General features: G+C 68.6%; 20 protein-coding genes, 1 pseudogene and 1 riboswitch. Of the genes and pseudogenes, 1 reads left to right on the top strand and 20 read right to left on the bottom strand.

Features of this window, described 5'->3' with window-relative positions; translation table 11 throughout:
• Positions 1-68 precede the first annotated feature (68 nt).
• The 10 genes from LDO15_RS08535 to hisI all read right to left on the bottom strand — a co-directional run bounded on the left by LDO15_RS08535 (position 69) and on the right by hisI (position 14,215).
• Positions 69-1,526, bottom strand: a complete 1,458-nt coding sequence (locus LDO15_RS08535; RefSeq protein ID WP_223985948.1) for a glutamate synthase subunit beta — start codon at positions 1,524-1,526, stop codon at positions 69-71.
• A complete protein-coding gene (gene gltB / locus LDO15_RS08530; RefSeq protein WP_223985946.1) occupies positions 1,519-6,135 on the bottom strand; it encodes a glutamate synthase large subunit in 4,617 nt (1,538 codons plus the stop codon). The genes LDO15_RS08535 and gltB overlap by 8 nt, the downstream gene beginning before the upstream one ends.
• 264 nt (positions 6,136-6,399) lie before the next feature.
• Positions 6,400-7,725, bottom strand: coding sequence for a prolipoprotein diacylglyceryl transferase (gene lgt / locus LDO15_RS08525; protein WP_223985944.1), 1,326 nt, complete (start codon positions 7,723-7,725; stop codon positions 6,400-6,402).
• 3 nt (positions 7,726-7,728) lie between these two features.
• The gene (gene trpA / locus LDO15_RS08520) at positions 7,729-8,499 is read right to left on the bottom strand and encodes a tryptophan synthase subunit alpha (protein WP_223987219.1); all 771 of its coding nucleotides are present in this window, start codon (positions 8,497-8,499) and stop codon (positions 7,729-7,731) included.
• A 77-nt stretch (positions 8,500-8,576) separates the two neighbouring features.
• The gene (gene trpB / locus LDO15_RS08515) at positions 8,577-9,947 is read right to left on the bottom strand and encodes a tryptophan synthase subunit beta (protein WP_223985942.1); all 1,371 of its coding nucleotides are present in this window, start codon (positions 9,945-9,947) and stop codon (positions 8,577-8,579) included.
• 124 nt (positions 9,948-10,071) lie between these two features.
• Positions 10,072-10,890, bottom strand: coding sequence for an indole-3-glycerol phosphate synthase TrpC (trpC, locus tag LDO15_RS08510; RefSeq protein ID WP_223985939.1), 819 nt, complete (start codon positions 10,888-10,890; stop codon positions 10,072-10,074).
• Between the two features lie 2 nt (positions 10,891-10,892).
• On the bottom strand, positions 10,893-11,180 hold the full coding sequence (locus tag LDO15_RS08505; protein ID WP_223985936.1) for an HGxxPAAW family protein: 288 nt from the start codon (positions 11,178-11,180) through the stop codon (positions 10,893-10,895).
• Positions 11,181-11,319: 139 nt separating this feature from the next.
• Positions 11,320-11,973, bottom strand: coding sequence for a Trp biosynthesis-associated membrane protein (locus LDO15_RS08500; RefSeq protein WP_223985933.1), 654 nt, complete (start codon positions 11,971-11,973; stop codon positions 11,320-11,322).
• The gene (locus tag LDO15_RS08495; RefSeq protein ID WP_223985930.1) at positions 11,973-13,604 is read right to left on the bottom strand and encodes an anthranilate synthase component I; all 1,632 of its coding nucleotides are present in this window, start codon (positions 13,602-13,604) and stop codon (positions 11,973-11,975) included. The genes LDO15_RS08500 and LDO15_RS08495 overlap by 1 nt, the downstream gene beginning before the upstream one ends.
• Before the next feature lie 143 nt (positions 13,605-13,747).
• Positions 13,748-14,215, bottom strand: coding sequence for a phosphoribosyl-AMP cyclohydrolase (gene hisI / locus LDO15_RS08490; RefSeq protein ID WP_223985928.1), 468 nt, complete (start codon positions 14,213-14,215; stop codon positions 13,748-13,750).
• 176 nt (positions 14,216-14,391) lie between these two features.
• Here hisI and LDO15_RS08485 point away from each other — a divergent pair, with 176 nt between their 5' ends.
• On the top strand, positions 14,392-15,036 hold the full coding sequence (locus tag LDO15_RS08485) for a TIGR03085 family metal-binding protein (RefSeq protein ID WP_223987216.1): 645 nt from the start codon (positions 14,392-14,394) through the stop codon (positions 15,034-15,036).
• Between the two features lie 101 nt (positions 15,037-15,137).
• On the opposite strand, the gene hisF is transcribed toward LDO15_RS08485, so the two are convergent.
• The 10 genes and pseudogenes from hisF to rpe all read right to left on the bottom strand — a co-directional run bounded on the left by hisF (position 15,138) and on the right by rpe (position 22,426).
• Complete coding sequence (gene hisF, locus LDO15_RS08480) at positions 15,138-15,914, bottom strand: imidazole glycerol phosphate synthase subunit HisF (protein WP_223985926.1); 777 nt, start codon at positions 15,912-15,914, stop codon at positions 15,138-15,140.
• Positions 15,915-15,954: 40 nt separating this feature from the next.
• A complete protein-coding gene (gene hisG / locus LDO15_RS08475) occupies positions 15,955-16,797 on the bottom strand; it encodes an ATP phosphoribosyltransferase (protein ID WP_223985924.1) in 843 nt (280 codons plus the stop codon).
• 104 nt (positions 16,798-16,901) lie between these two features.
• On the bottom strand, positions 16,902-17,165 hold the full coding sequence (locus tag LDO15_RS08470; protein WP_223985922.1) for a phosphoribosyl-ATP diphosphatase: 264 nt from the start codon (positions 17,163-17,165) through the stop codon (positions 16,902-16,904).
• Between the two features lie 185 nt (positions 17,166-17,350).
• Complete coding sequence (gene ribH / locus LDO15_RS08465; protein ID WP_223985920.1) at positions 17,351-17,836, bottom strand: 6,7-dimethyl-8-ribityllumazine synthase; 486 nt, start codon at positions 17,834-17,836, stop codon at positions 17,351-17,353.
• 82 nt (positions 17,837-17,918) lie between these two features.
• On the bottom strand, positions 17,919-18,581 hold the full coding sequence (ribA, locus tag LDO15_RS08460) for a GTP cyclohydrolase II (protein WP_223987213.1): 663 nt from the start codon (positions 18,579-18,581) through the stop codon (positions 17,919-17,921).
• Positions 18,582-18,627: 46 nt separating this feature from the next.
• Positions 18,628-19,341: a 3,4-dihydroxy-2-butanone-4-phosphate synthase gene (ribB, locus tag LDO15_RS08455; RefSeq protein ID WP_223985918.1), complete on the bottom strand. Its 714-nt coding sequence runs from the start codon at positions 19,339-19,341 to the stop codon at positions 18,628-18,630.
• Entirely contained in the window at positions 19,338-20,021 is a 684-nt protein-coding gene (locus LDO15_RS08450; protein WP_223985914.1) for a riboflavin synthase, read from the bottom strand. The genes ribB and LDO15_RS08450 overlap by 4 nt, the downstream gene beginning before the upstream one ends.
• Positions 20,021-21,205: a bifunctional diaminohydroxyphosphoribosylaminopyrimidine deaminase/5-amino-6-(5-phosphoribosylamino)uracil reductase RibD gene (ribD, locus tag LDO15_RS08445; RefSeq protein WP_223985911.1), complete on the bottom strand. Its 1,185-nt coding sequence runs from the start codon at positions 21,203-21,205 to the stop codon at positions 20,021-20,023. Before ribD ends, LDO15_RS08450 begins: the two co-directional genes overlap by 1 nt.
• Positions 21,206-21,225: 20 nt before the next feature.
• Positions 21,226-21,366: pseudogene (locus LDO15_RS08440) on the bottom strand (nicotinamide riboside transporter PnuC); the annotation flags it as partial.
• 92 nt (positions 21,367-21,458) lie between these two features.
• Positions 21,459-21,610, bottom strand: a riboswitch (FMN riboswitch).
• Between the two features lie 156 nt (positions 21,611-21,766).
• Positions 21,767-22,426: a ribulose-phosphate 3-epimerase gene (rpe, locus tag LDO15_RS08435; RefSeq protein WP_223985909.1), complete on the bottom strand. Its 660-nt coding sequence runs from the start codon at positions 22,424-22,426 to the stop codon at positions 21,767-21,769.
• Positions 22,427-22,466 lie beyond the last annotated feature (40 nt).

Raw genomic sequence — 22,466 nt, 5'->3', positions numbered from 1 at the left:
CTAGTGGTCTGTTGCATGGATGAAGTTGAAGCGAGTGTGAATCCCGGGTGGCCGGAAGGACTGACGGACTACAGGACGGCCATCGCACGGTCGGTCGGCGCCACGGGCGCCGGCAGGATGGTGCTGCCCATCAGGAACTTGTCCACCGCGGCGGCGCAGGCGCGCCCCTCGGCGATGGCCCAGACGATGAGCGACTGTCCTCGGCCGGCGTCGCCGGCGACAAAGATGCCTTCGGTGTTGGTCATGTAGTACCCGTCGCGGGCCACGTTGCCGCGGCCGTCGAAGTCGGCGCTGACCTGCTCGGTGATCCCGGCCGGCTCGGCGCCGGTGAAGCCGAGGGACAGGAAGACGAGGTCCGCGGGGATGATCCGCTCGGTGCCGGCCTTCGGGAGGCGCTTGCCGTCCACGAATTCGGTCTCCGCGACCTTGACGCCGGTGAGTTTGCCGTTTTCGCCGACGAACTCCACGGTGGAGGCGAGGTAGGTGCGTTCGCCGCCTTCCTCGTGCGCGCTGGCAACTTCGAACAGCGTGGGGAACGTCGGCCACGGCTGGTGGCCGGCACGCTCCACCGGCGGCTGCTTGCCGATGGCCAGGGTGGTCACGGACGCGGCCTGGTGCCGGTGCGCGGTGCCGAGGCAGTCCGCACCGGTGTCGCCGCCGCCGAGGATCACCACGTGCTTGCCCGCGGCGTTGATCTGGTTCTTCACGGTCTCCCCCGCCACCACGCGGTTGGCCGGCACGAGGTAGTCCATGGCGAAGTGGACGCCCTCGAGCTCGCGGCCCGGGATCGGCAGGTCACGCGGGACGGTGGCGCCGGTGGCGATCACGACGGCGTCGTAGCGGCGGCGCAGCTGCTCCCACGTGACATCGGTGCCGACGGCCACGCCGGTGCGGAACCGGGTGCCCTCGGCCTTCATCTGCTCGAGCCGGCGGTCCACCTGCTCTTTTTCCATCTTGAAGTCGGGGATGCCGTAGCGCAGGAGCCCGCCGATCTTGTCGTCGCGCTCGTAGACCGCCACAGTGTGACCCACCCGGGTCAGCTGCTGGGCGACGGCGAGCCCGGCGGGGCCGGAACCGACGACGGCGACCGTCTTGCCGGTCAGGCGGGCCGGCGGCAGCGGGTTGACCCAGCCGTTCTCGAAGGCCTGGTCCACGATCGACACCTCGACCTGCTTGATGGTCACCGCGGGCTGGTTGATGCCCAGCACGCAGGAGGCCTCGCAGGGGGCCGGGCACAGCCGGCCCGTGAACTCGGGGAAGTTGTTGGTGGCGTGCAGCCGCTCCATCGCTTCCTCGCCCTTGTCCCGCCAGATGAGGTCGTTCCATTCCGGGATCAGGTTGCCCAGCGGGCAGCCCTGGTGGCAGAACGGGACGCCGCAGTCCATGCAGCGGCCGGCCTGGGCCTTCAGGACACCCTTTTCCTGGGCCTCGTAGACCTCTTTCCAGTCCATGATGCGGACCGGAACGGGGCGCCGCGGCTGGGTTTCACGCTGACGTACTTTCAGAAATCCGCGTGGATCAGCCACCGGTCACCTCCAGGATTCGAGACCAAACTTCTTCGCCGTCGGGGTCCAGGCCCTCTTCGATGGCGTCAAGACGGGTTTGCAGGACGGCCGCGTAGTCGCGCGGCAGCACCTTGGTTATGCGGGCTGCGGTGTCATCGAAGTTCTCGAGGAGCCGGGCCGCGTTGAGCGATTCGGTTTCCTCGACGTGCTTGACGAGCAGCCCGTGGACGATGTCGCGGTCCTCGGCGTCGAGCTCACGCAGCTGCAGCTCGCCGGATTCGAGGGCCTGCTTGTTGACGCGTTCGGTCTGCAGGTCCAGCACGTAGGCCGTACCGCCGGACATGCCGGCGCCGAAGTTGCGGCCGGTGCGGCCGATGATGAGCGTCTGGCCGCCGGTCATGTATTCACAGCCGTGGTCGCCGATGCCCTCGACCACCGCGGTGGCGCCCGAGTTGCGGACCAGGAAGCGTTCGCCCACCTGGCCGCGCAGGAACATCTCGCCGCTGGTGGCGCCGTAGCCGATCACGTTGCCCGCGATCACGTTGCGCTCGGCCGGGAACACGTTGGTGCGGTCGGGCCGGACGATGATGCGCCCGCCGGAGAGACCCTTGCCGACGTAGTCGTTGGAGTCGCCGAACATGCGCAGCGTGATGCCGGCCGGCAGGAACGCGCCAAGTGACTGCCCGGCGGTCCCGTTGAGCGTGATGTCAATGGTGTCCGTGGCCAGCACGTCGGTGCTGAAGGTCTTCGTGACCACGTGGCCGAGCATGGTGCCCACGGAGCGGTCCGTGTTGATGACGTTCACCGAGATCTTCACCGGCGTGCGGTCGCTGAGGGCTTCCGCCGCCATGGCGATCAGGCGCTGGTCGAAGTGCTTGTCCAGCTCGTGGTTCTGGCCGGTGAGGTTGCGCAGCGGGGCGTCGTCGTCGAACTCGAGGCCGTGGAGGATCGGATCCAGGTCCAGCCCCTCGGCCTTCCAGTGGCTGATCGCCTCACGGGAGTCGAGCATTTCGGCGTGGCCGATCGCCTCCTCGATGCTGCGGAAACCGAGCTCGGCGAGGATTTCGCGGACCTCTTCGGCGAGGAATTCGAAGAAGTTCACCACGAATTCGGGCTTGCCGCTGAACCGGGAGCGCAGCTCGGGGTTCTGGGTCGCGACGCCCACCGGGCAGGTGTCCAGATGGCAGACGCGCATCATGATGCAGCCGGAGACCACCAGCGGGGCGGTGGCGAAACCGAACTCCTCGCCGCCGAGCAGCGCGGCGATCACGACGTCGCGGCCGGTCTTGAGCTGACCGTCCACCTGCACCACCACGCGGTCGCGCAGGCCGTTGAGCATGAGCGTCTGCTGCGTCTCGGCGAGGCCGAGTTCCCACGGGACACCGGCGTGCTTGAGCGAGTTCAGCGGCGAGGCGCCGGTACCGCCGTCGTGCCCGGAAACCAGGACGACGTCGGCCTTCGCCTTGGTGACGCCGGCGGCCACGGTGCCGATCCCGACCTCGGAGACGAGCTTGACGTGCACGCGGGCCGAGGGATTGGCACGCTTGGCGTCGTAGATCAGCTGCGCGAGGTCTTCGATCGAGTAGATGTCGTGGTGCGGGGGCGGCGAAATGAGTCCGACGCCGGGGGTCGAGTGCCGCGTCCGGGCCACCCAGGGGTAGACCTTCTGCGCCATCAGCTGGCCGCCCTCGCCGGGCTTGGCGCCCTGCGCCATCTTGATCTGAATGTCGTCGGCGTTGGACAGGTAGAGGCTCGTGACGCCGAAGCGGCCGGAGGCGATCTGCTTGACCGCGGAACGGCGGGTGGGATCGAGCAGGCGGTCCACGTCCTCGCCGCCTTCACCGGTGTTGGACTTGCCGCCCAGCCGGTTCATGGCGATCGCGAGGGTCTCGTGGGCTTCCTGCGAGATGGAGCCGTAGCTCATGGCGCCGGTGGAGAACCGCTTGACGATGCTGGAGACGGGCTCCACTTCCTCGAGCGGCACGGCGGGGCGCAGGCCGGCCTTGAACTTCAGGAGCCCGCGCAGGGTCATGAGGTTCTCGGACTGGTCGTCAACACCGCGGGTGTAGGCCTTGAAGATGTCGTAGCGGCGTTCACGCGTGGCGTGCTGCAGCCGGAAGACGGTCTCCGGGTTGAACAGGTGCGGTTCGCCGTCGCGGCGCCACTGGTATTCGCCGCCGCCGAGCAGGGGCTGGTGCGGCAGTTCAATGCCGTTCTCGGGGTAGGCCATGCGGTGCCGTGCCAGGACTTCGGCGGCGATGACGTCGAGGCCGACGCCGCCGAGCTGGGAATGCGTGCCGGAGAAGTACTCGTCCACGAGGTCCTGGCCGAGGCCGAGCGCTTCGAAGGTCTGGGCACCCGTGTAGGAGGCCACCGTGGAGATGCCCATTTTGGACATGATCTTCAGGACGCCCTTGCCGAGGCCCTTGATCAGGTTGTAGACGCCGTCCTGCGGGGTGACCCCGACGACGTCGCCGGAGGCAATGAGCTGTTCCACGGATTCCATGGCCAGGTACGGGTTCACGGCGGAGGCGCCGTAGCCGATGAGCACGGCGACGTGGTGGGTCTCGCGGACGTCGCCGGCCTCGACCACGAGCGCGGTCTTGGTGCGGTTGGCGCTGCGCAGCAGGTGGTGGTGCACGGCGCTGACGAGCAGCAGGGACGGGATCGGCGCCCACTGGGCGTTCGAGTCACGGTCCGAGAGCACCACGTACTGGACGCCGCGGTTGATGGCGCCGGAGACCTGCTCGCAGATTTCGGTGAGCCGGGCTCGGAGGGCGTGCTCGCCGCCTTCGGGGCGGTACAGTCCGCGGACCTTCATGGCGACCTTGTCGCCGTCGGCGCTTTCGATGTTCGCGATCTTGGCGAGCTGGTCGTTGTTGATCACGGGGAACGGCAGCGAGACCTGCGGCTGCCGGACCTGCTTGGTGTCCAGCAGGTTGCCGTTCGGGCCGATCGCGCACGTCAGGGACGTGACGAGCTCTTCACGGATGGCGTCCAGCGGCGGGTTCGTGACCTGTGCGAAGGACTGCACGAAGTAGTCGAAAAGGAGCCGCGGGCGCTTGGACAGCACGGCCACGGGGGTGTCGGAGCCCATGGCGCCGAGCGGTTCGGCGCCGGTGCGGGCCATCGGGCCGAGCAGGATCTTCAGTTCCTCGGTGGTGTAGCCGAAGGTCCGCTGGCGGATGTTGACCGAGGCGGCGGTGTGGACCACGTGCTCGCGCTCGGGGAGGTCCTTGAGGTCGATCAGGTTGTCCTTGAGCCATTCCGCCCACGGGTTCGCTGCGGCGACCTCGGCCTTGACCTCGGCGTCGTCGATGATCCGGCCGGCGCCGGTGTCCACGAGGAACATCTTGCCGGGCGAGACGCGGCCCTTCTTGACCACCTTGGAGGGTTCGACGTCGATCACGCCGACTTCGGAGGCGAAGACGATGAGCCCGTCCTCCGTGATCCAGTACCGGCCCGGGCGCAGCCCGTTGCGGTCCAGCGTGGCACCGACGAGGTTGCCGTCCGTGAAGGACACGGCCGCGGGGCCGTCCCAGGGCTCCATGAGCATGGAGTGGTACTCGTAGAAGGCGCGGCGCGCCGGATCCATGGTGGCGTGGTTTTCCCACGCCTCCGGGATCATCATCATGATCGAGTGGGTGATGGGCCGGCCGGAGAGCCAGAGCAGCTCCGCAACTTCGTCAAACGAGGCGGAGTCCGAGGCGCCGGGGGTGCAGATCGGGAACAGTTCTTCGGGTGAGTCGCCCAGCAGCGGGCTGGAAAGCTGCGACTGCCGTGCCCGCATCCAGTTGCGGTTGCCCTTGACGGTGTTGATTTCGCCGTTGTGCGCGATGGTGCGGAACGGCTGGGCCAGGGGCCAGGACGGGAACGTGTTCGTGGAGAAGCGCGAGTGGACGATCGCGAGCTTGGTCTTGAAGCGCTTGTCCGAAAGGTCCGGGTAGAACGGCTCGAGCTGGGCCGTGGTGAGCATGCCCTTGTAGACGATGGTCCGGGAGGACAGCGACGGGAAGTACACGCCGAACTTGTTCTGGGCGCGCTTGCGGATCCGCCAGGCACGGGAGTCGAGCTCGTTGCGCTCGAGGGTCTCACCGGTGCTGGAGGCGAAGAAGGGCTGCGCGAAGTACGGCATGCAGGCCCGGGCCATGGCCCCGACCAGGTCCGCCACGACCGGGACCTCACGCCAGCCAAGGACCGTCAGGCCCTCGTCCGCGGCAAGTCCTTCGATGCCGAGCCGGGCGGCGTCGGCTTCGCGCTGCTCGGCCGGCAGGAACGCGGTGCCCACGACGTACTGGCCGGGGGCGGGAAGTTCGAAGTCGGTGACTGCGCGGAAGAATTCGTCCGGAACCTGCATGAGGAGGCCGGCGCCGTCGCCGGTACCTTCATCCGCGCCGACGGCGCCGCGGTGCTCGAGGTTGCGCAGTGCGGTCAGGGCCGCGTCGACGATGTCATAGCCCGGCTCGCCGCGGAGCGTGGCGATGATGGCCAGGCCGCAGGCGTCCTTCTCGTTCTCCGGGTTGTAGAGTCCGGCCGCGGCCGGAATCGACGCGAAGCGTGCGAAGGGTGACGTGGCGGCCGTCGGCTGGTCCGGATCGGACCAGCTGGGGCTGTGAAGAGTTTGGGTCATTGGAGACGTCCTTCCTCCTGATCGTGCGTATGGGAGGGACAACATTGGCCCCACTCAGCCAGCCGGTGTGACGGGCGCAACAGAGTGTTTTTCTAACTGGAATTGTAGGCCAGCCCGGCCTCCTGTACTAACAGTTACGCAGGTGCTGGCCCGGGCTTGCTTGGACAGCGCCTATCTGCTGTCCGCAACAATCCCTCTTGCCACGACGCTGTGGGGTCGGGCCCTGCGAGCGGTAGCTCCGCAACCCGAGTTGCCGGGGCCGAGCTACTTGGTGCCCTCAGCCTCCGACGCGGTTCCAGTTGCCTGGCGGCCGGATACTCCGGCTGCCGGAGCTCCTGTGGCGGACGTGGTGCCGCCGGTGGAGTCCTTGCTCGCATCCGCGCCTGCGCCCGCGGGTGCGGATGCCGATGCCGATGCGGGAACTGGCCCGCTTTGGTTATTCCGGAGATTACCACGGGATTCACTATCTGAGACAGCCGAGTCCGCATGGCGGATGGTCGTGGTGTCCGCGGGGACCGCGCCGGCGTCGTCGGTGGCGGCGCTATCGGCGCCGGTGGTTCCCTCGGCGTCGGCGGATTTTCCGACGGCGGCACTGTCGACGGCGGCACTGCCGGCGGCACTGTCGACGGCGGAACCGGCGGCGTCGTCGGTGGCGGTGACCGCCTCGGCGCCCGTCTTGTCCCCTGCCGGTTCACGGCCCGGGAGGAACACGGTGTCCGGCCCGGAGGGCTTGCGCAGTCCGAGCAGGATGAAGGCGATCAGGGCACCCGCCAGGACAAAGAGGCTGGTCCAGACGTTGAGCCGGGTGGTGATCCCGAAGAGGCTGATCTGCTCGGCGTCGTCGATCCGCATGGCTTCGATCCAGACCCGGCCCAGCGTGTAGTAGACGGCGTAGAGGCAGAAAAGGCGGCCGCGGCGGAAATTGAACTTCCGGTCCAGGGCCAGCAGGATCACGACGCCCGCGAGGTTCCACAGGGACTCGTAGAGGAACGTCGGATGGAAGAGCGTGTCGGCGGGCATGCCGGCGGGGAAATTCGGGCTGGTGGGGTCGATCTGCAGGCCCCACGGAAGCGTGGTGGGCCCGCCGAAGAGCTCCTGGTTGAAGTAGTTGCCCCAGCGGCCGATCGCCTGGGCCAGCAGCAGCCCGGGAGCGGCCGCGTCCATGAAGGCGCTCAGCTTCACCCCGGCCCGCCGGCAGCCGATCCAGGCGCCCACGGCGCCGAGCACGACGGCGCCCCAGATGCCCAGCCCGCCGCGCTGGATCTGGGGAATCAGGGAGAGGTCGCCGGTGCCGTCGAAGCCGGGGCCGAAGTAGGCATCCGGGGAGGAGACCACGTGGTAGAGCCGGCCGCCGATGATGCCGAACGGGATGGCCCAGATGGCGATGTCCCACACGCTGCCCTCGGGCGCACCGCGGCGCGCCCAGCGGACCGACGTGAGCCAGAGGCCGGCAACGATCCCGGCGAGGATGCACAGGGCGTAGGCATGGATGCGCAGTGACCCCCACGGCAGCGGGATGTCGAATCCGGACCAGCTGGGGCTCGGAATGCTCGCGGGAATCATCGCCGCCGCGTGGAGGAGTGACTGCATGGCTTACGCTTCTTCCTTGCTAAGGCCGGTGCTGAGGTCTTTCGTCAAGGAGGCTACCGCATCCACGCCGCCGTCACGGATGGCCGCGACGAGGGCGGTGCCGACAATCACGCCGTCGGCGTATTCGGCGATCTCGCGGACGTGGTCCGCGTTGGAGACACCGAGGCCCACGCAGACGCGTTCGGCGCCCGCGGCGTGCGCGGCGGCGACGACATCCTTGGCCGCGGAACTGACCGAGCTGCGGGCGCCGGTGACACCCATGATGGAGACGGCGTACACGAATCCGCGGCTCGCCTCGACGGTCCGCTTCATGCGTTCCGGAGAGGACGAGGGGGCCACGAGGAACACCCGGTCCAGTCCGTAGCGGTCCGAGGCGGCCATCCATTCGTCGGCTTCATCGGGAATGAGGTCGGGCGTGATCAGCCCGGCTCCCCCGGCCTCGGCCAGGCGGCGGGAGAACTCGTCCACGCCCATCCGGACCACGGGGTTCCAGTAGGTCATGACCAGGACGGCGGCGTCGGTCCTGCTCGTGATGCCGCGGACGACGTCGAAGACCTCCCGGACGTGAAAGCCCTTCGCGAGGGCCTCGGTGGTGGCCGCCTGGATGACCTGGCCGTCCATGACCGGGTCGGAGTACGGGATGCCGATTTCGATGAGGTCGGCGCCGTTCTCGGCAAGGGCGATGCCGGCGGCAATGGTGTCCTCGACGCTCGGGTAGCCGGCAGGCAGGTAGCCGATCAGGGCTGCGCGGCCCTGGGCCCGGGCGCGGTCGATGGCCGCGGCCGACTTGCTGGTGTGCTGGCCGTCGGTGGGGCGGGCGGCGGCCTGGCTGCCGCCGTTCTCGGTGGTGCTCACAGCTGTTCCCCCTCTTTGGCGATGGTGGCTTCGGGCGAATCCTTGTCCAGCAGGTCGAACCATTCCGCGGCGGTGGCCACGTCCTTGTCGCCGCGGCCGGAGAGGTTCACGATCACGATCTTGTCTGCTACCTTGCCGGCGGCCCCGCCAGCGGCGGCGACTTCAGCTGCAAGCCGCTGCCCCACCTTGATGGCTCCGGCGAGGGCGTGGGCGGACTCGATGGCGGGGATGATGCCCTCGGTGCGGCACAGGAGCCGGAAGGCTTCCATGGCCTCGCTGTCCGTGATGGGCTCGTAGCTGACCCGGCCGATGTCGGCGAGGTAGGAGTGCTCGGGGCCGACACCGGGGTAGTCCAGGCCCGCGGAGATCGAGTGTGACTCGATGGTCTGGCCGTCGTCGTCCTGCATGAGGTAGGAGCGCGCGCCGTGCAGCACGCCGGGCTTCCCGAGGGTGATGGTGGCCGCGTGGCGTCCTGTTTCGACGCCCTCGCCGCCGGCCTCGAAGCCGTAGATCTTGACCGAAGGGTCATCGAGGAAGCCGTGGAAGATGCCGATGGCGTTGGAGCCGCCGCCGATGCAGGCACAGACGGCATCCGGAAGCCGGCCCGTCTGCTCCAGGATCTGGGCCCGGGCTTCCTCGCCGATCACCTCGTGGAAATAGCGGACCATGGCCGGGAACGGGTGGGCGCCGGCGGCGGTGCCCAGCAGGTAGTGGGTGTTTCCCACGTTGGCAACCCAGTCGCGCAGGGCCTCGTTGATGGCGTCCTTGAGCGTCTGGGATCCGTTGGTTACCGGGATGACGGTGGCGCCGAGGAGTTCCATCCGGGCCACGTTGAGGGACTGCCGGCGGCAGTCCTCGGCGCCCATGTAGACCACGCATTCCAGGCCGAGGAGGGCTGCCGCCGTGGCGCTGGCGACGCCGTGCTGGCCGGCGCCGGTTTCGGCGATGACGCGGGTCTTGCCCATCCGCTTGGCGAGGAGCGCCTGGCCCAGGACGTTGTTGATCTTGTGCGAGCCGGTGTGGTTGAGGTCTTCGCGCTTGAGGAAGATCCGCACACCCCCGGCGTGCTCGGCGAAGCGCTTGGCCTCGGTCAGCAGCGAGGGCCGGCCCGAGTAGTTCTTGTTCAGGTCGGCGATCTGCGCGGTGAACTCGGGATCGGCCTTGGCCTTCTCGAAGGTGTCCTCGAGCTCGTCCAGGGCCGCGATGAGCGACTCCGGCATCCACCGGCCGCCGTAGTTCCCGAAGTAGGGACCCGGGGCGTGCCGCAGGGACGGTTCGCCCTGCGTCAGATGCTCCTGGGGGCGCTCGCCCTGCAGGAACGCGTCCACGGCACTTTCATCAGAGCCGGCTGCTGGCGCATCGACCATCAGTCTCACCATCCTGTTCCACTGCTAGCTTTGGGGATCTGCAGACGAGATCCGCTCATTGGCCGGGCAACTGCGGGCCCGGTACCGCTCGCGGTCCGGGCGCAGGCGCCAGGACCGGCCGGCTTCAGGCGCGTGCGGCGATTGCCGTTGCGCCGGCGGCCATGAATTCGGCGATCCGCTCGCGGGGCGTCGAGTCACTGACCAGCGCCTCGCCGACCAGGACCGCATTGGCGCCGCGGGACGCGTAGTGCCTGACGTCCTCGACATCGCGCACTCCGGACTCGGCGACCACGAGGGACCCGGCGGGAATGCCGCCGGCCAGTTCCGCGAAAACGGAACGGTCGACGTCGAGCGTCTTGAGGTTGCGCACGTTGACGCCGATGATCCGGGCTTCGGCGGCCACGGCCCGTTCGATTTCCTCGGCGGTATGGGTCTCCACGAGCACGTTCATGCCGAGCTCGCGGCTGAGCGCCGTGAACTCGCGCAGCTGGGCATCCGACAGCGAGGCCACGATCAGCAGGATCAGGTCGGCTCCGTGGGCCCGGGCTTCCCAGATCTGGTATTCGTCGATCATGAAGTCCTTGCGCAGCAGCGGAATCTCCACGGCGGCCCGGACTGCGTCGAGGTCGGCCAGCGAACCGCCGAAGCGGCGCTGCTCGGTCAGGACGCTGATCACGGAAGCCCCGCCGTCGGCGTACTGCGCGGCGAGGGACGCGGGATCGGCGATGTCCGCGAGCCGGCCCTTGGAGGGGCTCCGGCGTTTGACCTCGGCGATCACCTTGAGCTGGTCCCGCGGGCTGGAGTTCCCGCCCAGGGCGGCCCAGGCGTCACGGGCGGGCGCCGCCGCGGCGGCGCGCTCTTTCAGTTCCGCGAGCGTGACGAGGCGCTGGCGCGCCTCCATATCCTCCCTGACACCGGCATTGATGTCGTCGAGAACGCTCACGCTCAGTGGCCGGAGTTCTTCAGCTTGCTGCCGCCGACGCCGTAGCCGGCCTTGCGCATGGCCCAGCCGGCCAGCAGGCCGATCACCATGACCGCCGCGCCCGCAATGAAGATGGGGGTGTTGGCGATCACGAAGGCGATGGACGCAATGAGGGCGCCGATCAGCATCACGATCACGCAGGTCCACGCGGCCGGGCTGTTGCCGTGACCCGGCGCTTCGCTGTGATCGACGTCGTCGTAGACGCCCTTCGGCGCAGCGGACGTGGATGCGGAAACAGTGGCTTTGCTCATTGAAATCTCCTCAGGATAAATACTGCTTACATTCTGCCATTTTTTGACGGCGTTATTGGCCGCGTTGCGGGCCGCGCTGTTGGGCGCCCTGCCGGCCGCGTTGCTGGCCGCGCTGCCGGCCGTGCCCGGCGGCATCGGCTCAGGTGGGGTCGTCGCCCCGGGACAACCGGTCCCAACTGTCAATCTCGTCAGTGGGGGCGGCGGCAGCACCACCAGCTGCAGTCCCCCCGGCTGTGGGAACGGCGGCTGCCGCGTCGTATTTGGTGCGGCTCTTCCAGTAGCGGCCGGCCGGCACGATCGCGAGGGCGCAGATCCCCAACAGGGAACCGGCGACGACGGCGAGGACGGGGAACACTGTCACGTCCACCTGAACGTTGCTTCCGCTGATTCCGGTGGCGGCTGCGATCGATCCCTGCGCCGCGGACAGCGGGTCCGCCAGCACGACGGCTGCCGCGGCGACGATCCCGGCCGCCGCGAGGAGAATGATCGCCGTGATGACCCACCGGGCCACGCGGCCGGCGATGGAGGCGGCGAGGCCGCCGGCGAGGGCAACGAGGGCCAGCGCCGTCACGGTGGTCGCGGCCTTGCTGCCCTGCACCTGTAGGCCGTCCTGGCTGGCCACGGCCGCGCCCAGCTGTGTGGGATCGAGGTGCACCGTGAGCCAGGTCTGGGTGGTGGTCCCGAACACAGCCAGTGCCAGGGCGGCGATTACCACGACCAGGGTGGACTTGCGGGCCCAGCCGGGGACGGCGGGCCGCGTGGTGGTCTTGACGGTGGCTTCGGGCTCCCCCATCAGGAATCCGCCTTGGCGTCGGGCACCGAATCGGCGGTGACCGGTCCGGCGTCGGGCACCGAATCGGCGGTGACCGGTCCGGCGTCGGGCACCGAATCGGCGGTGATGTTGTGCAGCGAACTGGCGGTGTGCACGGCGCGGAGCGGGGCGGCGGCCTTGTTGACCGTTTCCTGGGCCTCGGTGGGGTTGACCGAATCGGCCACGATCCCGCCGCCGGCCTGGACGTAGGCGCGCCCTTCCCGGAGCAGGGCGGAACGGATCGCGATCGCCATGTCCATGTCCCCGGCGAAGTCCAAGTACCCCACCACGCCGCCGTAGATGCCGCGGCGGTGCGGTTCCAGCTCGTCCAGGAGGCGCAGGGCCCGCGGCTTCGGCGCACCGGAGAGCGTGCCGGCCGGGAACGTGGCCTTGAGGACGTCGTAGGCTTTGGCGTCCGGGGCCAGCTTGCCGACCACCGTGGACACGAGGTGCATGATGTGGCTGAAGCGTTCGACTTCCATGAACTGGGTGACGTCGACAGTTCCGGCGACGCAGACCTTGGAGAGGTCGTTGCGGGACAGGTCGACCAGCATCAGGTGCTCGGCGCGTTCTTTCTCGTCGGCGAGCAGTTCCTCGGCCAGGGCTTTGTCGGCCTCGACTGTCTTGCCGCGCGGCCGTGAGCCTGCGATGGGGTGGGTGATGACCTCCTCGCCGGTGACGGTGACGAGGGCTTCCGGCGAGGAACCGACGATCGTGTACTCCCGGCCCGCGGCGTCCTCGAAGCTGAAGAGGTACATGTACGGGCTGGGGTTGGTGTTCCGCAGGACGCGGTAAACGTCGAGGGGGTCGGCGCCGCACTCCATTTCGAAGCGGCGGGAGATCACCACCTGGAAGACCTCGCCGTCCACGATCGCCTCCTTGCCGCGGTCCAGCGCGGCCAGGTAGGCGGACTCGTCCCAGCGTTCCTGCACGCTCGACGCGAAATCCAGGGCCGCGGTTTCGAGAACGGAGACAGGCTGCTCCACGGGGCGGCTGATCTTTTCCAGCAGGGCTTTCACGCGGGCGACGGCGTCATGCCAGGCGTCGTCGACGCGTTCGGTGCTGTTGTCGAAGTTGATGGCGTTGGCGATCAACAGGACGGTGCCGTCCATGTTGTCGTGGACCGCCATGTCCGTGACGAGGTTGAGGGCCATTTCCGGCAGCTCGAGGTCGTCCTCCGGCGGGCTGGTCAGCTTCTCCCAGTGCCGGACGGTTTCCCAGCCCAGGAACCCGACCAGGCCGGAGGTGAACGGCGGGAGGCCGTCGAAGCGGTCGGTGCGGAGCGCGGCGACGGTGTCGCGGATGGCGTCCACGGGGTTGCCATCCAGCGGAACACCGACCGGGGGCTCGCCCAGCCAGAAGGCGTTGCCGTCCTTGGTGGTCAGGGTGGCCCGGGAGCGGGAGCCGATGAAGGAGTAGCGGGACCAGGCGCCGCCGACCGCCGCCGATTCCATCAGGAAGGTTCCGGGCTGGCCGTTGGCGAGCTTGCGGTAGAGCCCGATCGGGGTTTCGGCGTCAGCCAGCACCTTGAGCCGGACGGGGATGACGCGGCTGTGGCCCGCGAGTTCACGGAACTCTTCGAGGCTGGGGCTGATGATTCCAAGGTCCTGCATGGCTGTGCTTTCCGCCTGTTCTTTCGGGGGACCCGTCGGCGGATCCGGTCGTGGGATCCTGCCTGCGGTCCGGTTCGTGAAGCTCTGGGAGTTCCGGAGTGCCCTGCCGGGTTCCGTGGCCTGTGTCCTTTTGCGCGGGGCGCTTAGCCTCCGTGGCCGACGACGGCGTCGAGCTCGCGGCCATCGAAGCAGGTCCGGGTTCCGGTGTGGCAGGCGGCGCCAACCTGGTCCACCCGGACCAGCAGGGCATCGCCGTCGCAGTCCATGGCGAGTGATTTGACCCACTGCACATGCCCTGATGTGTCTCCCTTGCGCCAGTACTCCTGGCGGGACCGCGAATAGAACGTCACGCGTCCGCTCGTCATCGTGCGGTGCAGTGCCTCGTCGTCCATCCAGCCCAGCATCAGCACCTCGTGGGTGTCGAACTGCTGGATGATCGCGGCCACCAGGCCGGCGCTGTCCCGTTTGAGGGCCTCGGCCAGTCCGTCCGGAAGGGGCGAGGCGGTCCCGCCGCCGGCAGGCACGGGGGCGCCGGGCACAGGAGCGCCAAACGCAGTGGCGCCGGGCACGGCGTTGGCGGAGGTGGGGGCGGGTGCGGGCTGCTCAGACATCAGACCAAGTCTAGTGCCTCCGGGCAGGCGGACGGCCTGCGGGTCCACGGAGTGCTTAACACTGGCGCGCCATTCGGCACGGCCCCGCCGCTCCCCGCAGGATGTCGCGGCCAGGCACCACTGCGGCGGCGATTCCTGTGCCCACGTGCGGCCGTCTCGTGCTAGTTTCACAAGTGATGCATTTCGTCGAACCGTCCCGAGAAGTCCTGGCCGAAACCCTACTGGCGGCCGGCCCTGATGCCGGCACGCTCTGCACGGGTTGGCTCACCCGCGATCTTGCCGCGCACCTTTACCTTCGCGAGCGAAAAGTCGCCGTCGGACTGGGCCTGCTGTTCAAACGCCTCTCCAAGGCCTCGGACCAGGCGACGGCCGAACTGGCCGCCACGCTGAAAACCGCCGAGGACTACGCCAACCTGGTCAACGCGTTCCGGGCCGGGCCCCCGGCGCTGTCCCCGCTGCGGATCAAGGCCCTGGACGAGAGCTCCAACCTCATCGAGTACTTCGTGCACACGGAAGACGTCCGCCGTGCCGTGGACCGCTGGGCTCCGCGGGCCCTGGACCAGGCCTACTCCGACGCCCTGTGGGACGAGCTCGTCAAGCGGGCGGCCATCCTCTACCGCGGCGTGGACCTGGGCATTGTGCTGGTGAGCCCCTCCGGGCCGCGGCATGTGGCCAAGCGCGCCCCCGTCTCGGTGGCCATCGTCGGCGAACCCGGCGAACTCCTCATGCACGCCCACGGCCGCACCCGCCACGCCCTCGTGACCTTCGAAGGCCAGCCGGACGCCGTCGCGCTCCTGCAGTCCGCCGAGGTAGGCCTCTAAGCCGCCGCCCCCAGACACAGCAACGCGGGGTCACTTACCGCCCATAATCCCCTCCGGGACGGGCGCTAAGTGACCCCGCGTTGGTTTAGGCGGGGGTGCCGTTAGCGGACTTCGAAGCCTGCCTGCCGGATCGCGGCCTTGACCTGGGCGATCATGTCGAGGGGTCCGAAGTGGAACACCGAAGCGGCGAGGACGGCGTCGGCGCCTGCTGCCACGGCCGGCGGGAAGTGTTCGGGCTTGCCGGCGCCGCCGGAGGCGATGAGCGGGACCTTGACGGCGGCCCGGGCGAGACGGATCAGTTCGACGTCGAAGCCGTCCTTGGTGCCGTCGGCGTCGATCGAGTTGAGCAGGATTTCCCCCACCCCGCGGTCCGCCGCCTCCCTGGCCCAGGCGATGGCGTCGATCCCGGTCCCCTGGCGTCCGCCGTGGGTGGTGACCTCGAAGCCGGATGCGGTGGGCTGCGATCCCGGGCGGGTGCGCCGGGCGTCGAGGGAAAGCACCAGGACCTGGGACCCGAAGTGCCGGGTGATCTCGTCGATCACGTCCGGCCGGGCCACGGCCGCGGTGTTGATGGCGGCCTTGTCGGCGCCGCAGCGCAGGAGCTTGTCCACCTCGGCCACGCCGCGGACGCCGCCGCCGACCGTGAGCGGGATGAAGACTTCCTCGGCGGTGCGGCGGACGACGTCGAACGTGGTCTCGCGGTTGCCGGACGACGCGGTGACGTCGAGGAAGGTCAGCTCGTCGGCGCCGCTGTTGTCGTAGCGGTGCGCCAGTTCCACCGGGTCCCCGGCGTCGCGGAGCCCTTCAAAGTTGATGCCCTTGACCACGCGGCCGGCATCGACGTCCAGGCACGGAATGACGCGCACGGCAACAGTCATGACTTCTCCTGAAATTTGCTGGAGGGACTCGGGCGGGCGCTCAGATGCGGCAGGCGTGGATGCTGCTGACCAGGATGGCGCGGGCGCCGAGGTCGTAGAGCTCGTCCATGATGCGGTTGGTTTCCCGCTTGGGCACCATGGAGCGCACCGCCACCCAGTCCGAATCACGCAGCGGCGAGACGGTGGGTGATTCCAGGCCCGGGGTGAGTCCGGCGGCCTGTTCTACGAGCTCCTTGCGGATGTCGTAGTCCATCATCACGTACTGCCGGGCCACCAGGACGCCCTGGAGCCGGCGGATCAGGACCTCGGTGGCCGGGTTCTGCTCGCCCTTGCGGCCGATCAGCACGGACTCGGAGTTCAGGATCGGCTCGCCGAAGATCTCCATGCCGGCCGCCTTGAGCGTGGTGCCGGTCTCGACGACGTCGGCAATCGCGTCCGCGACGCCGAGGCGCACGGAGGATTCGACGGCGCCATCGAGGCGCACCACCTTGGCCTTGATGCCGCGCTGGGCCAGGTAGCCGCGCAGCAGCCCGTCGTAGCTCGTGGCGAGGCGCTTGCCCTCGAGCTGTTCGATGGAGGTGAAATCGCCCACCGGACCGGCGAAGCGGAAGGTGGAAGCGGCAAAGCCCAGCGGAAGCAGCTCCTCGGCCTCGACCTCGGCGTCGAGCAGCAGGTCGCGGCCGGTGATGCCGACGTCGAGCGTTCCCTGGCCGACATACACGGCAATGTCGCGCGGGCGAAGGAAGAAGAACTCAATGTCGTTGTCCGGGTCCACCATGACGAGTTCGCGGGTGTCGCGGCGCTGGCGGTAGCCCGCCTCGGCAAGCATGGCCGAGGCGGCTTCGGAAAGGGATCCCTTGTTCGGGACGGCAACTCTAAGCATTGGAAAAGTCTCTCTTGGGTTTGGAAGGATCTGTGGGGGCACATCGGCCACGCAGTGCACGGGATCCGCCGGATGGGTCCTGGCGGTTTCCGGTGCGGGCGCGGCTAGAGATGCTTGTAGACGTCTTCCAGGGTGAGTCCTTTGGCGAGCATGAGAACCTGCAGGTGGTAAAGCAGCTGCGAAATTTCCTCAGCGGCGGCTTCATCGGATTCATACTCGGCAGCCATCCAGACCTCGGCGGCTTCCTCCACGACCTTCTTGCCGATGCCGTGGACTCCGGAATCCAGTTCGGCGACGGTGCGGGAGCCCTCCGGGCGGATGGCTGCCTTTTCACTCAGTTCTGCGAACAGCGACTCGAAATTCTTCACGCCCCCAAGCCTACTTGCTCCCGGCGCGGGAACCCCTGCCGGGCCGTTGCATGACGGCGGCGATGTGAGGCACTCCACAAAAACACGGCCGGCACGGACGGCCAGGCGCCGCCCGTGCCGGCCGGTTCTGCTGTGGTGCCGGGTGCTGTGGTGTCGGGCTGCAGTGGTGGCTCAGCCGGTGGGGCTCAGCCGAACTGCTTGAGGGTCACGGCCGTGGCCAGGGCAGCCGTGACGGCCTCGTGTCCCTTGTCCTCAGTGGAACCCGGGAGGCCGGCCCGGTCGATCCCCTGCTGTTCGGTATCGCAGGTCAGCACGCCGAAGCCCACGGGGACGCCGGTGCGAACGCTGACCTCCGTCAGGCCAAGGGTGGCCGCCTCGCAGACATATTCGAAGTGCGGCGTGCCGCCCCGGATAACGACGCCGAGCGCCACGACGGCGTCGAAGTGCGGTGCCAGCCGGGCCGCAGCGACGGGAAGTTCAAAGGTGCCCGGTACGCGCAGGACAGTCGGCTCACTGATGCCGGCGTCCTTCGCGGCGCGCAGGGCACCGTCGAGGAGCCCGTCCATGATCTGGGTATGCCAGCTCGCGGCCACGATGGCCAGCTTGAGCTGGGAGGTTTCCTCCGGCTTGAAGGTGCTGAGGTCGATCTGGGGGGCGCCGTGGCCGCTCATGGGTTTATTCCTTGCTGTTGGGTCTGGTGTTCGGTCTGGTGTTGGGTCTGCACTTTGGGGCGCCGGCCGCCGGGCCGCCCGCTCAGTCCTGGTCGCGCTCGTATCCGGTCACGCCCGCGGCCGGCGCGGGTTCAACGTCAAGGACCAGGCGGTGGTCCATCCGTTCCTTCTTCGTCTGCAGGTAGCGGATGTTCTGCTCCCTGGAGGGAACTTCCGTGGGGACCATCTCCACCACCGTGACGCCGGCCTGGGCGAGCCGGTCCTGCTTGTCCGGGTTGTTGCTCAGGAGCCGGATCTCGTGCAGCCCCATCTCCGCGAGGATCTGGGCCGCGGCCTTGTAGCAGCGCGCGTCGACGGGCAGCCCGAGCTGCTCGTTGGCCTCCACGGTGTCAAAACCGGCTTCCTGCAGCGCGTAGGCCTTCATCTTGTTCGCCAGGCCGATCCCCCGGCCCTCCTGGCCGCGCAGGTACAGCAGTGTCCCGCCGAACTCGTTGATCATTTCGAGGGCATAGGCCAGCTGCTCGCCGCAGTCGCAGCGATAGGAGCCAAACACGTCGCCGGTGAGGCACTCCGAATGCAGGCGGACCAGCGGTGCCGTCCCGTCGACCGGGGGCAGCGGGGAGCTGACCGCCAGGTGTTCGGCGCCGGTGGCCAGATCGGTCCAGGCCTGCGCCACGAAGTCGCCAAACGCGGTGGGCAACTGGACGATGGGACCAGCGCTGACCGGATGCGGCTGCCGCGCCATGGGCATCTCTTCTCGGGTCTTTGAAGTCGTCACTATTTCTCCTCCGTCAGACGGGATCCGCTGCACTGCTGCCATACTGCCCCGCATCGAGGTAGGCCACCAGATCCGCAATCGAAATCAGGGGGCAGCCGTGCTCAAGGGCGAAGCCGCGCAGTCCGTCCAGCCGCATCATTTCTCCGTTGTCGTACACAAGCTCTGCAATCACTCCCACGGGTTCCAGGCCGGCCAGCCGGCACAGGTCCACGGCCGCCTCGGTGTGGCCGGGACGTTCCCGCACTCCCCCCTTAACGGCGCGGAGCGGAAAAACATGCCCGGGACGGGTCAGTGAATTCGGCTGGCTTTGCGGGTCGGCCAGGATCCGGGCCGTCAGGGCACGGTCTGTGGCAGAGATTCCGGTGCTGACGCCGACGGCGGCATCGCAGGACACCGTGTAGGCGGTGCCCTTGGCGTCCTCGTTGACGGCCACCATCGGCGGCAGTGCAAGGGCGTCGGCCCGGTCGGCGTCGAGCGGCACGCAGATCACGCCGGAACTGTAGCGCACCGTCCAGCCCATCAACTCCGGGGTCGCGTGCTCGGCGGCGAAGATGATGTCGCCTTCGTTTTCGCGGTCCTCGTTGTCCACCACCAGGACGGGGCGCCCGGCTGCCATCGCGCGGACGGCGTCCTCGATCGGATCGAGGCCTGTGCGGCCGGGGCCTGAAACCGCGCCGCGGAGCTGCTCGGCCAGGTCATGCCCGGCCTGGTCCTTGACGCGGCTCATTTCGCGGCCCCGTCCGTGAGTGCGGTTTCTGCCCCGGGCGCTGCGGACGCCCGGTGCGCTGCCGACGATCCGCCGGCAAAGGACAGCAGCCGCTCCGTGTACTTCGCCAGCACGTCGACTTCGAGGTTGACGCGGCCTCCGAGGGGCTTGCCTCCCAGTCCGGTCTCGGCCAGCGTGGTGGGGATCAGCCCGACTTCGAACCAGGGCGCCGGATCGTTGGCCGGGCTCACGGCAGTGACGGTGAGGGAGACGCCGTCGACGGCGATGGACCCCTTCTCCGCGATGTACCGGGCCAGTCCGGCCGGCACGCCGAAACGGAGCCTGTCCCAGTTGCCGAGGCCCTCGCGCTCCACGAGCTGGCCGACGCCGTCGACATGGCCCTGGACAACGTGACCGTCCAGGCGTCCGCCGGCGGGCACGCAGCGTTCCAGGTTCACGGGATCGCCCGCGGTGAGTTCTCCGATGGTGCTGCGCACAAGGGTCTCGCCCATGACGTCGACGCTGAAGTCCTTGCCGTCGATCTGCGTGGCGGTGAGGCAGACGCCGTTGACCGCGATGGATCCGCCCAGGGCGAGGCCGTCCGTGGTGCCGGGCGCGTGGAGCCGAACGGTGGCACTGATGTCGCCGTTGCGCTCAACGGACAGCACCTTTCCCTGCTCGGCGATAATTCCGGTAAACATCAGTTGCCTCCTGCGGCGGTGTCCGCGCCAGTGCGGTGCGGGGTTGGATCGGATGAAGTTGAGGGGTCGGCCGGGTCGGCGGCCGGGTTTGCCGGGCTGGCGGGGCGGAGGTGCAGCCGGAGATCGCGGCCAAGGGTCTGGACGGCGCCCCCGGAGGCCGGGTCCCATTCCCACTGCTGGGCCTCGGCCAGGGTGGTGATGCCCAGGTCCTCCAGGGCGGCCGTGCCGGAGCCCAGCAGTGTCGGCGCCAGGTAGACAATGAGTTCATCGACCAGGCCGGCTGCAAGGAATGCGCTCAGGATCCGGGAGCCGCCTTCGACCATGAGGTGCCGGACGCCGAACTCGAACAGCTGGTCCAGCGCCTCGCGCGGATCGCGCGTGGCCAGGTGCAGGACGTTGCCGTCCGCACCATGGATGGCGGCGTCCTCGGGAATGCCCCGGTATCCCATGACGGCACGCAGGGGCTGTTTGCCGGCCGTTTCGCCGTCGGCGTTCCGGGCGGTCAGCCGTGGATTGTCGACGAGCACCGTCTGGGTGCCCACCAGGATCGCGTCAATCCGACCCCGCAGGGCGTGGTTGTCGGCGAGGGACTCCGGGCTGGAAATCCACTGGCTGGTTCCGTCGCTGGCCGCGATGCGGCTGTCGAGGGTCTGCGCGATGTGCAGGGTAACGAAGGGCCGTTTGGCGGCGACGGCGTCGAACCAGCGCCGGTTCATCTCCAGTGCGGCGTCGGCCGCCAGCCCGGACCGGACGCGGACGCCCGCGGCGCGGAGCGTCACGGCTCCGCCGGCGGCCGGATCGTGGGGGTCATCGATCGCGTAGATGACGTCTGAGATGCCGGCCTCGATGATCGCCTGGGCGCAGGGGCCGGTGCGGCCGCAGTGGTTGCAGGGTTCCAGGGTCACCACGATCGTGGTGCCGCGGAGGTCCAGGCCGGCAGCCTTCGCCTGGGTGATGGCGTCGGCTTCGGCGTGGGCGGTCCCGGCGCCGCGGTGGTACCCGGTCACCACGGGCTTGCCGTCGCTTCCGATGACCACGGCGCCGACGAGCGGGTTGGCGCCCCGGGGGCCCTGCACGGCGGCAGCGAGGGCAGCCTGCATTGCGGCAGTCTCAGCAGCGCTGAAGGAGGCTCCGGCGTCGGACCCGCCGAAAGCTGCCGTCGCCGCGAGGTGTGTCCCGCTCATGCCCCGACCGCCAGAGCGAAGATGCCGACCGGCCGGGCCCGGCGGCGAACGCCGCCAGGGGCGCTGAGCAGCCCAAAGTTGTTGCCAAGCCCTTCGCGAAGCATCAGTACAGATCCCGCTACCGGGACCTGTGCTTCGAAGAGCCATCGCAGAGAGTTCATGTGTGTCGTTCCTTCCCTCAAGAACCGCGATGGCTCCGGGGGTATACGACAGCACAATTATGCGGCGCCTGCTGGGCGCCGCAGTAACAGCTGTACGTGCTTCTCTCATCCAGACTTTAACTGTCGGTACCGGAATTTCACCGATTCAACCGTTTGCCGGCATCCCTCCCGAAGGTGGGCGCTGGCGCGCGGGTCGCGGACTATCACCGCCGGTTCGGACTTACACCGACCCCGGAGCACGTATGTGTGTTGTTATTCTGACACAACCCGGGCCGGTCTTCGGCTATTCCCGGCTGCGCATATTACGGGCCGAGTAATCTTTGCGACACGGCTCCCTGCCGGACAGCGGGCTGTCAGCCGTCTCGCAGCTGTGGAGTCAGCCGCGTCCTCCGCGGCGTTGTCAGCGGCGGCGGCCGGCTTCCCGGAGCTTCTCGATCGCGTCCGCGGGGTCCGCCGCGCCGTACACCGCCGATCCCGCCACAAAGACGTCCGCGCCGGCTTCGGCGGCGCGGAAGATAGTGTCCTGGGTGATGCCGCCGTCGACCTGCAGGGCAACTTTGAGGCCCGACCCGTCGATCGCCGCCCGGGCGCGCCGGATCTTCGGCAGCGTCAGGTCCAGGAACTCCTGGCCGCCGAAGCCCGGCTCCACGGTCATGATCAGCAGCATGTCGAGTTCGCCGAGCATGTCCAGGAACGGTTCGACGCCGGTCCCCGGCCGGAGCGCGAGCCCAGCCTTGGCCCCGCGGGCCCGGAGCTCGCGCGCGAGCTTGATGGGAGCGATCGAGGCCTCGGCGTGGAACGTCACGGACGCCACCCCGGCGTCGGCATACGCCGGGGCCCAGCGGTCGGCGTGCTCGATCATCAGGTGTGCATCCAGCGGGACCGGGCTGATTTCCTGCAGGCGCTGCACCACCGGCAGGCCCAGCGACAGGTTGGGCACGAAGTGGTTGTCCATGACATCGACGTGCACGGCATCCGCGTTGCTGATCCGGCTCAGTTCCGCCTCCAGGTTGGCGAAGTCGGCGGAAAGGATGCTCGGGTTGATGCAGCACTTGGTCATGCGGGGTTCCTTCTCGTTCTGATGAAGTGTGGTTCTGATG

The organism is Arthrobacter sp. NicSoilB8 (assembly GCF_019977355.1).
Lineage (GTDB): Bacteria > Actinomycetota > Actinomycetes > Actinomycetales > Micrococcaceae > Arthrobacter.
The sequence above is the reverse complement of the archived record's forward strand: the minus strand, read 5'-3'. Positions and strand labels throughout refer to the sequence as shown.

Excerpts from the sequence above, each read along its gene's own strand:
- gltB (WP_223985946.1), bottom strand. The coding sequence starts at position 6,135 with ATGACCCAAACTCTTCACAGCCCCAGCTGGTCCGATCCGGACCAGCCG.
- lgt (WP_223985944.1), bottom strand. The coding sequence starts at position 7,725 with ATGCAGTCACTCCTCCACGCGGCGGCGATGATTCCCGCGAGCATTCCG.
- trpB (WP_223985942.1), bottom strand. The coding sequence starts at position 9,947 with ATGGTCGATGCGCCAGCAGCCGGCTCTGATGAAAGTGCCGTGGACGCG.
- LDO15_RS08505 (WP_223985936.1), bottom strand. The coding sequence starts at position 11,180 with ATGAGCAAAGCCACTGTTTCCGCATCCACGTCCGCTGCGCCGAAGGGC.
- LDO15_RS08500 (WP_223985933.1), bottom strand. The coding sequence starts at position 11,973 with ATGGGGGAGCCCGAAGCCACCGTCAAGACCACCACGCGGCCCGCCGTC.
- LDO15_RS08495 (WP_223985930.1), bottom strand. The coding sequence starts at position 13,604 with ATGCAGGACCTTGGAATCATCAGCCCCAGCCTCGAAGAGTTCCGTGAA.
- hisI (WP_223985928.1), bottom strand. The coding sequence starts at position 14,215 with ATGTCTGAGCAGCCCGCACCCGCCCCCACCTCCGCCAACGCCGTGCCC.
- LDO15_RS08485 (WP_223987216.1), top strand. The coding sequence starts at position 14,392 with ATGCATTTCGTCGAACCGTCCCGAGAAGTCCTGGCCGAAACCCTACTG.
- hisF (WP_223985926.1), bottom strand. The coding sequence starts at position 15,914 with ATGACTGTTGCCGTGCGCGTCATTCCGTGCCTGGACGTCGATGCCGGC.
- hisG (WP_223985924.1), bottom strand. The coding sequence starts at position 16,797 with ATGCTTAGAGTTGCCGTCCCGAACAAGGGATCCCTTTCCGAAGCCGCC.
- ribH (WP_223985920.1), bottom strand. The coding sequence starts at position 17,836 with ATGAGCGGCCACGGCGCCCCCCAGATCGACCTCAGCACCTTCAAGCCG.
- ribA (WP_223987213.1), bottom strand. The coding sequence starts at position 18,581 with ATGGCGCGGCAGCCGCATCCGGTCAGCGCTGGTCCCATCGTCCAGTTG.
- ribB (WP_223985918.1), bottom strand. The coding sequence starts at position 19,341 with ATGAGCCGCGTCAAGGACCAGGCCGGGCATGACCTGGCCGAGCAGCTC.
- LDO15_RS08450 (WP_223985914.1), bottom strand. The coding sequence starts at position 20,021 with ATGTTTACCGGAATTATCGCCGAGCAGGGAAAGGTGCTGTCCGTTGAG.
- ribD (WP_223985911.1), bottom strand. The coding sequence starts at position 21,205 with ATGAGCGGGACACACCTCGCGGCGACGGCAGCTTTCGGCGGGTCCGAC.
- rpe (WP_223985909.1), bottom strand. The coding sequence starts at position 22,426 with ATGACCAAGTGCTGCATCAACCCGAGCATCCTTTCCGCCGACTTCGCC.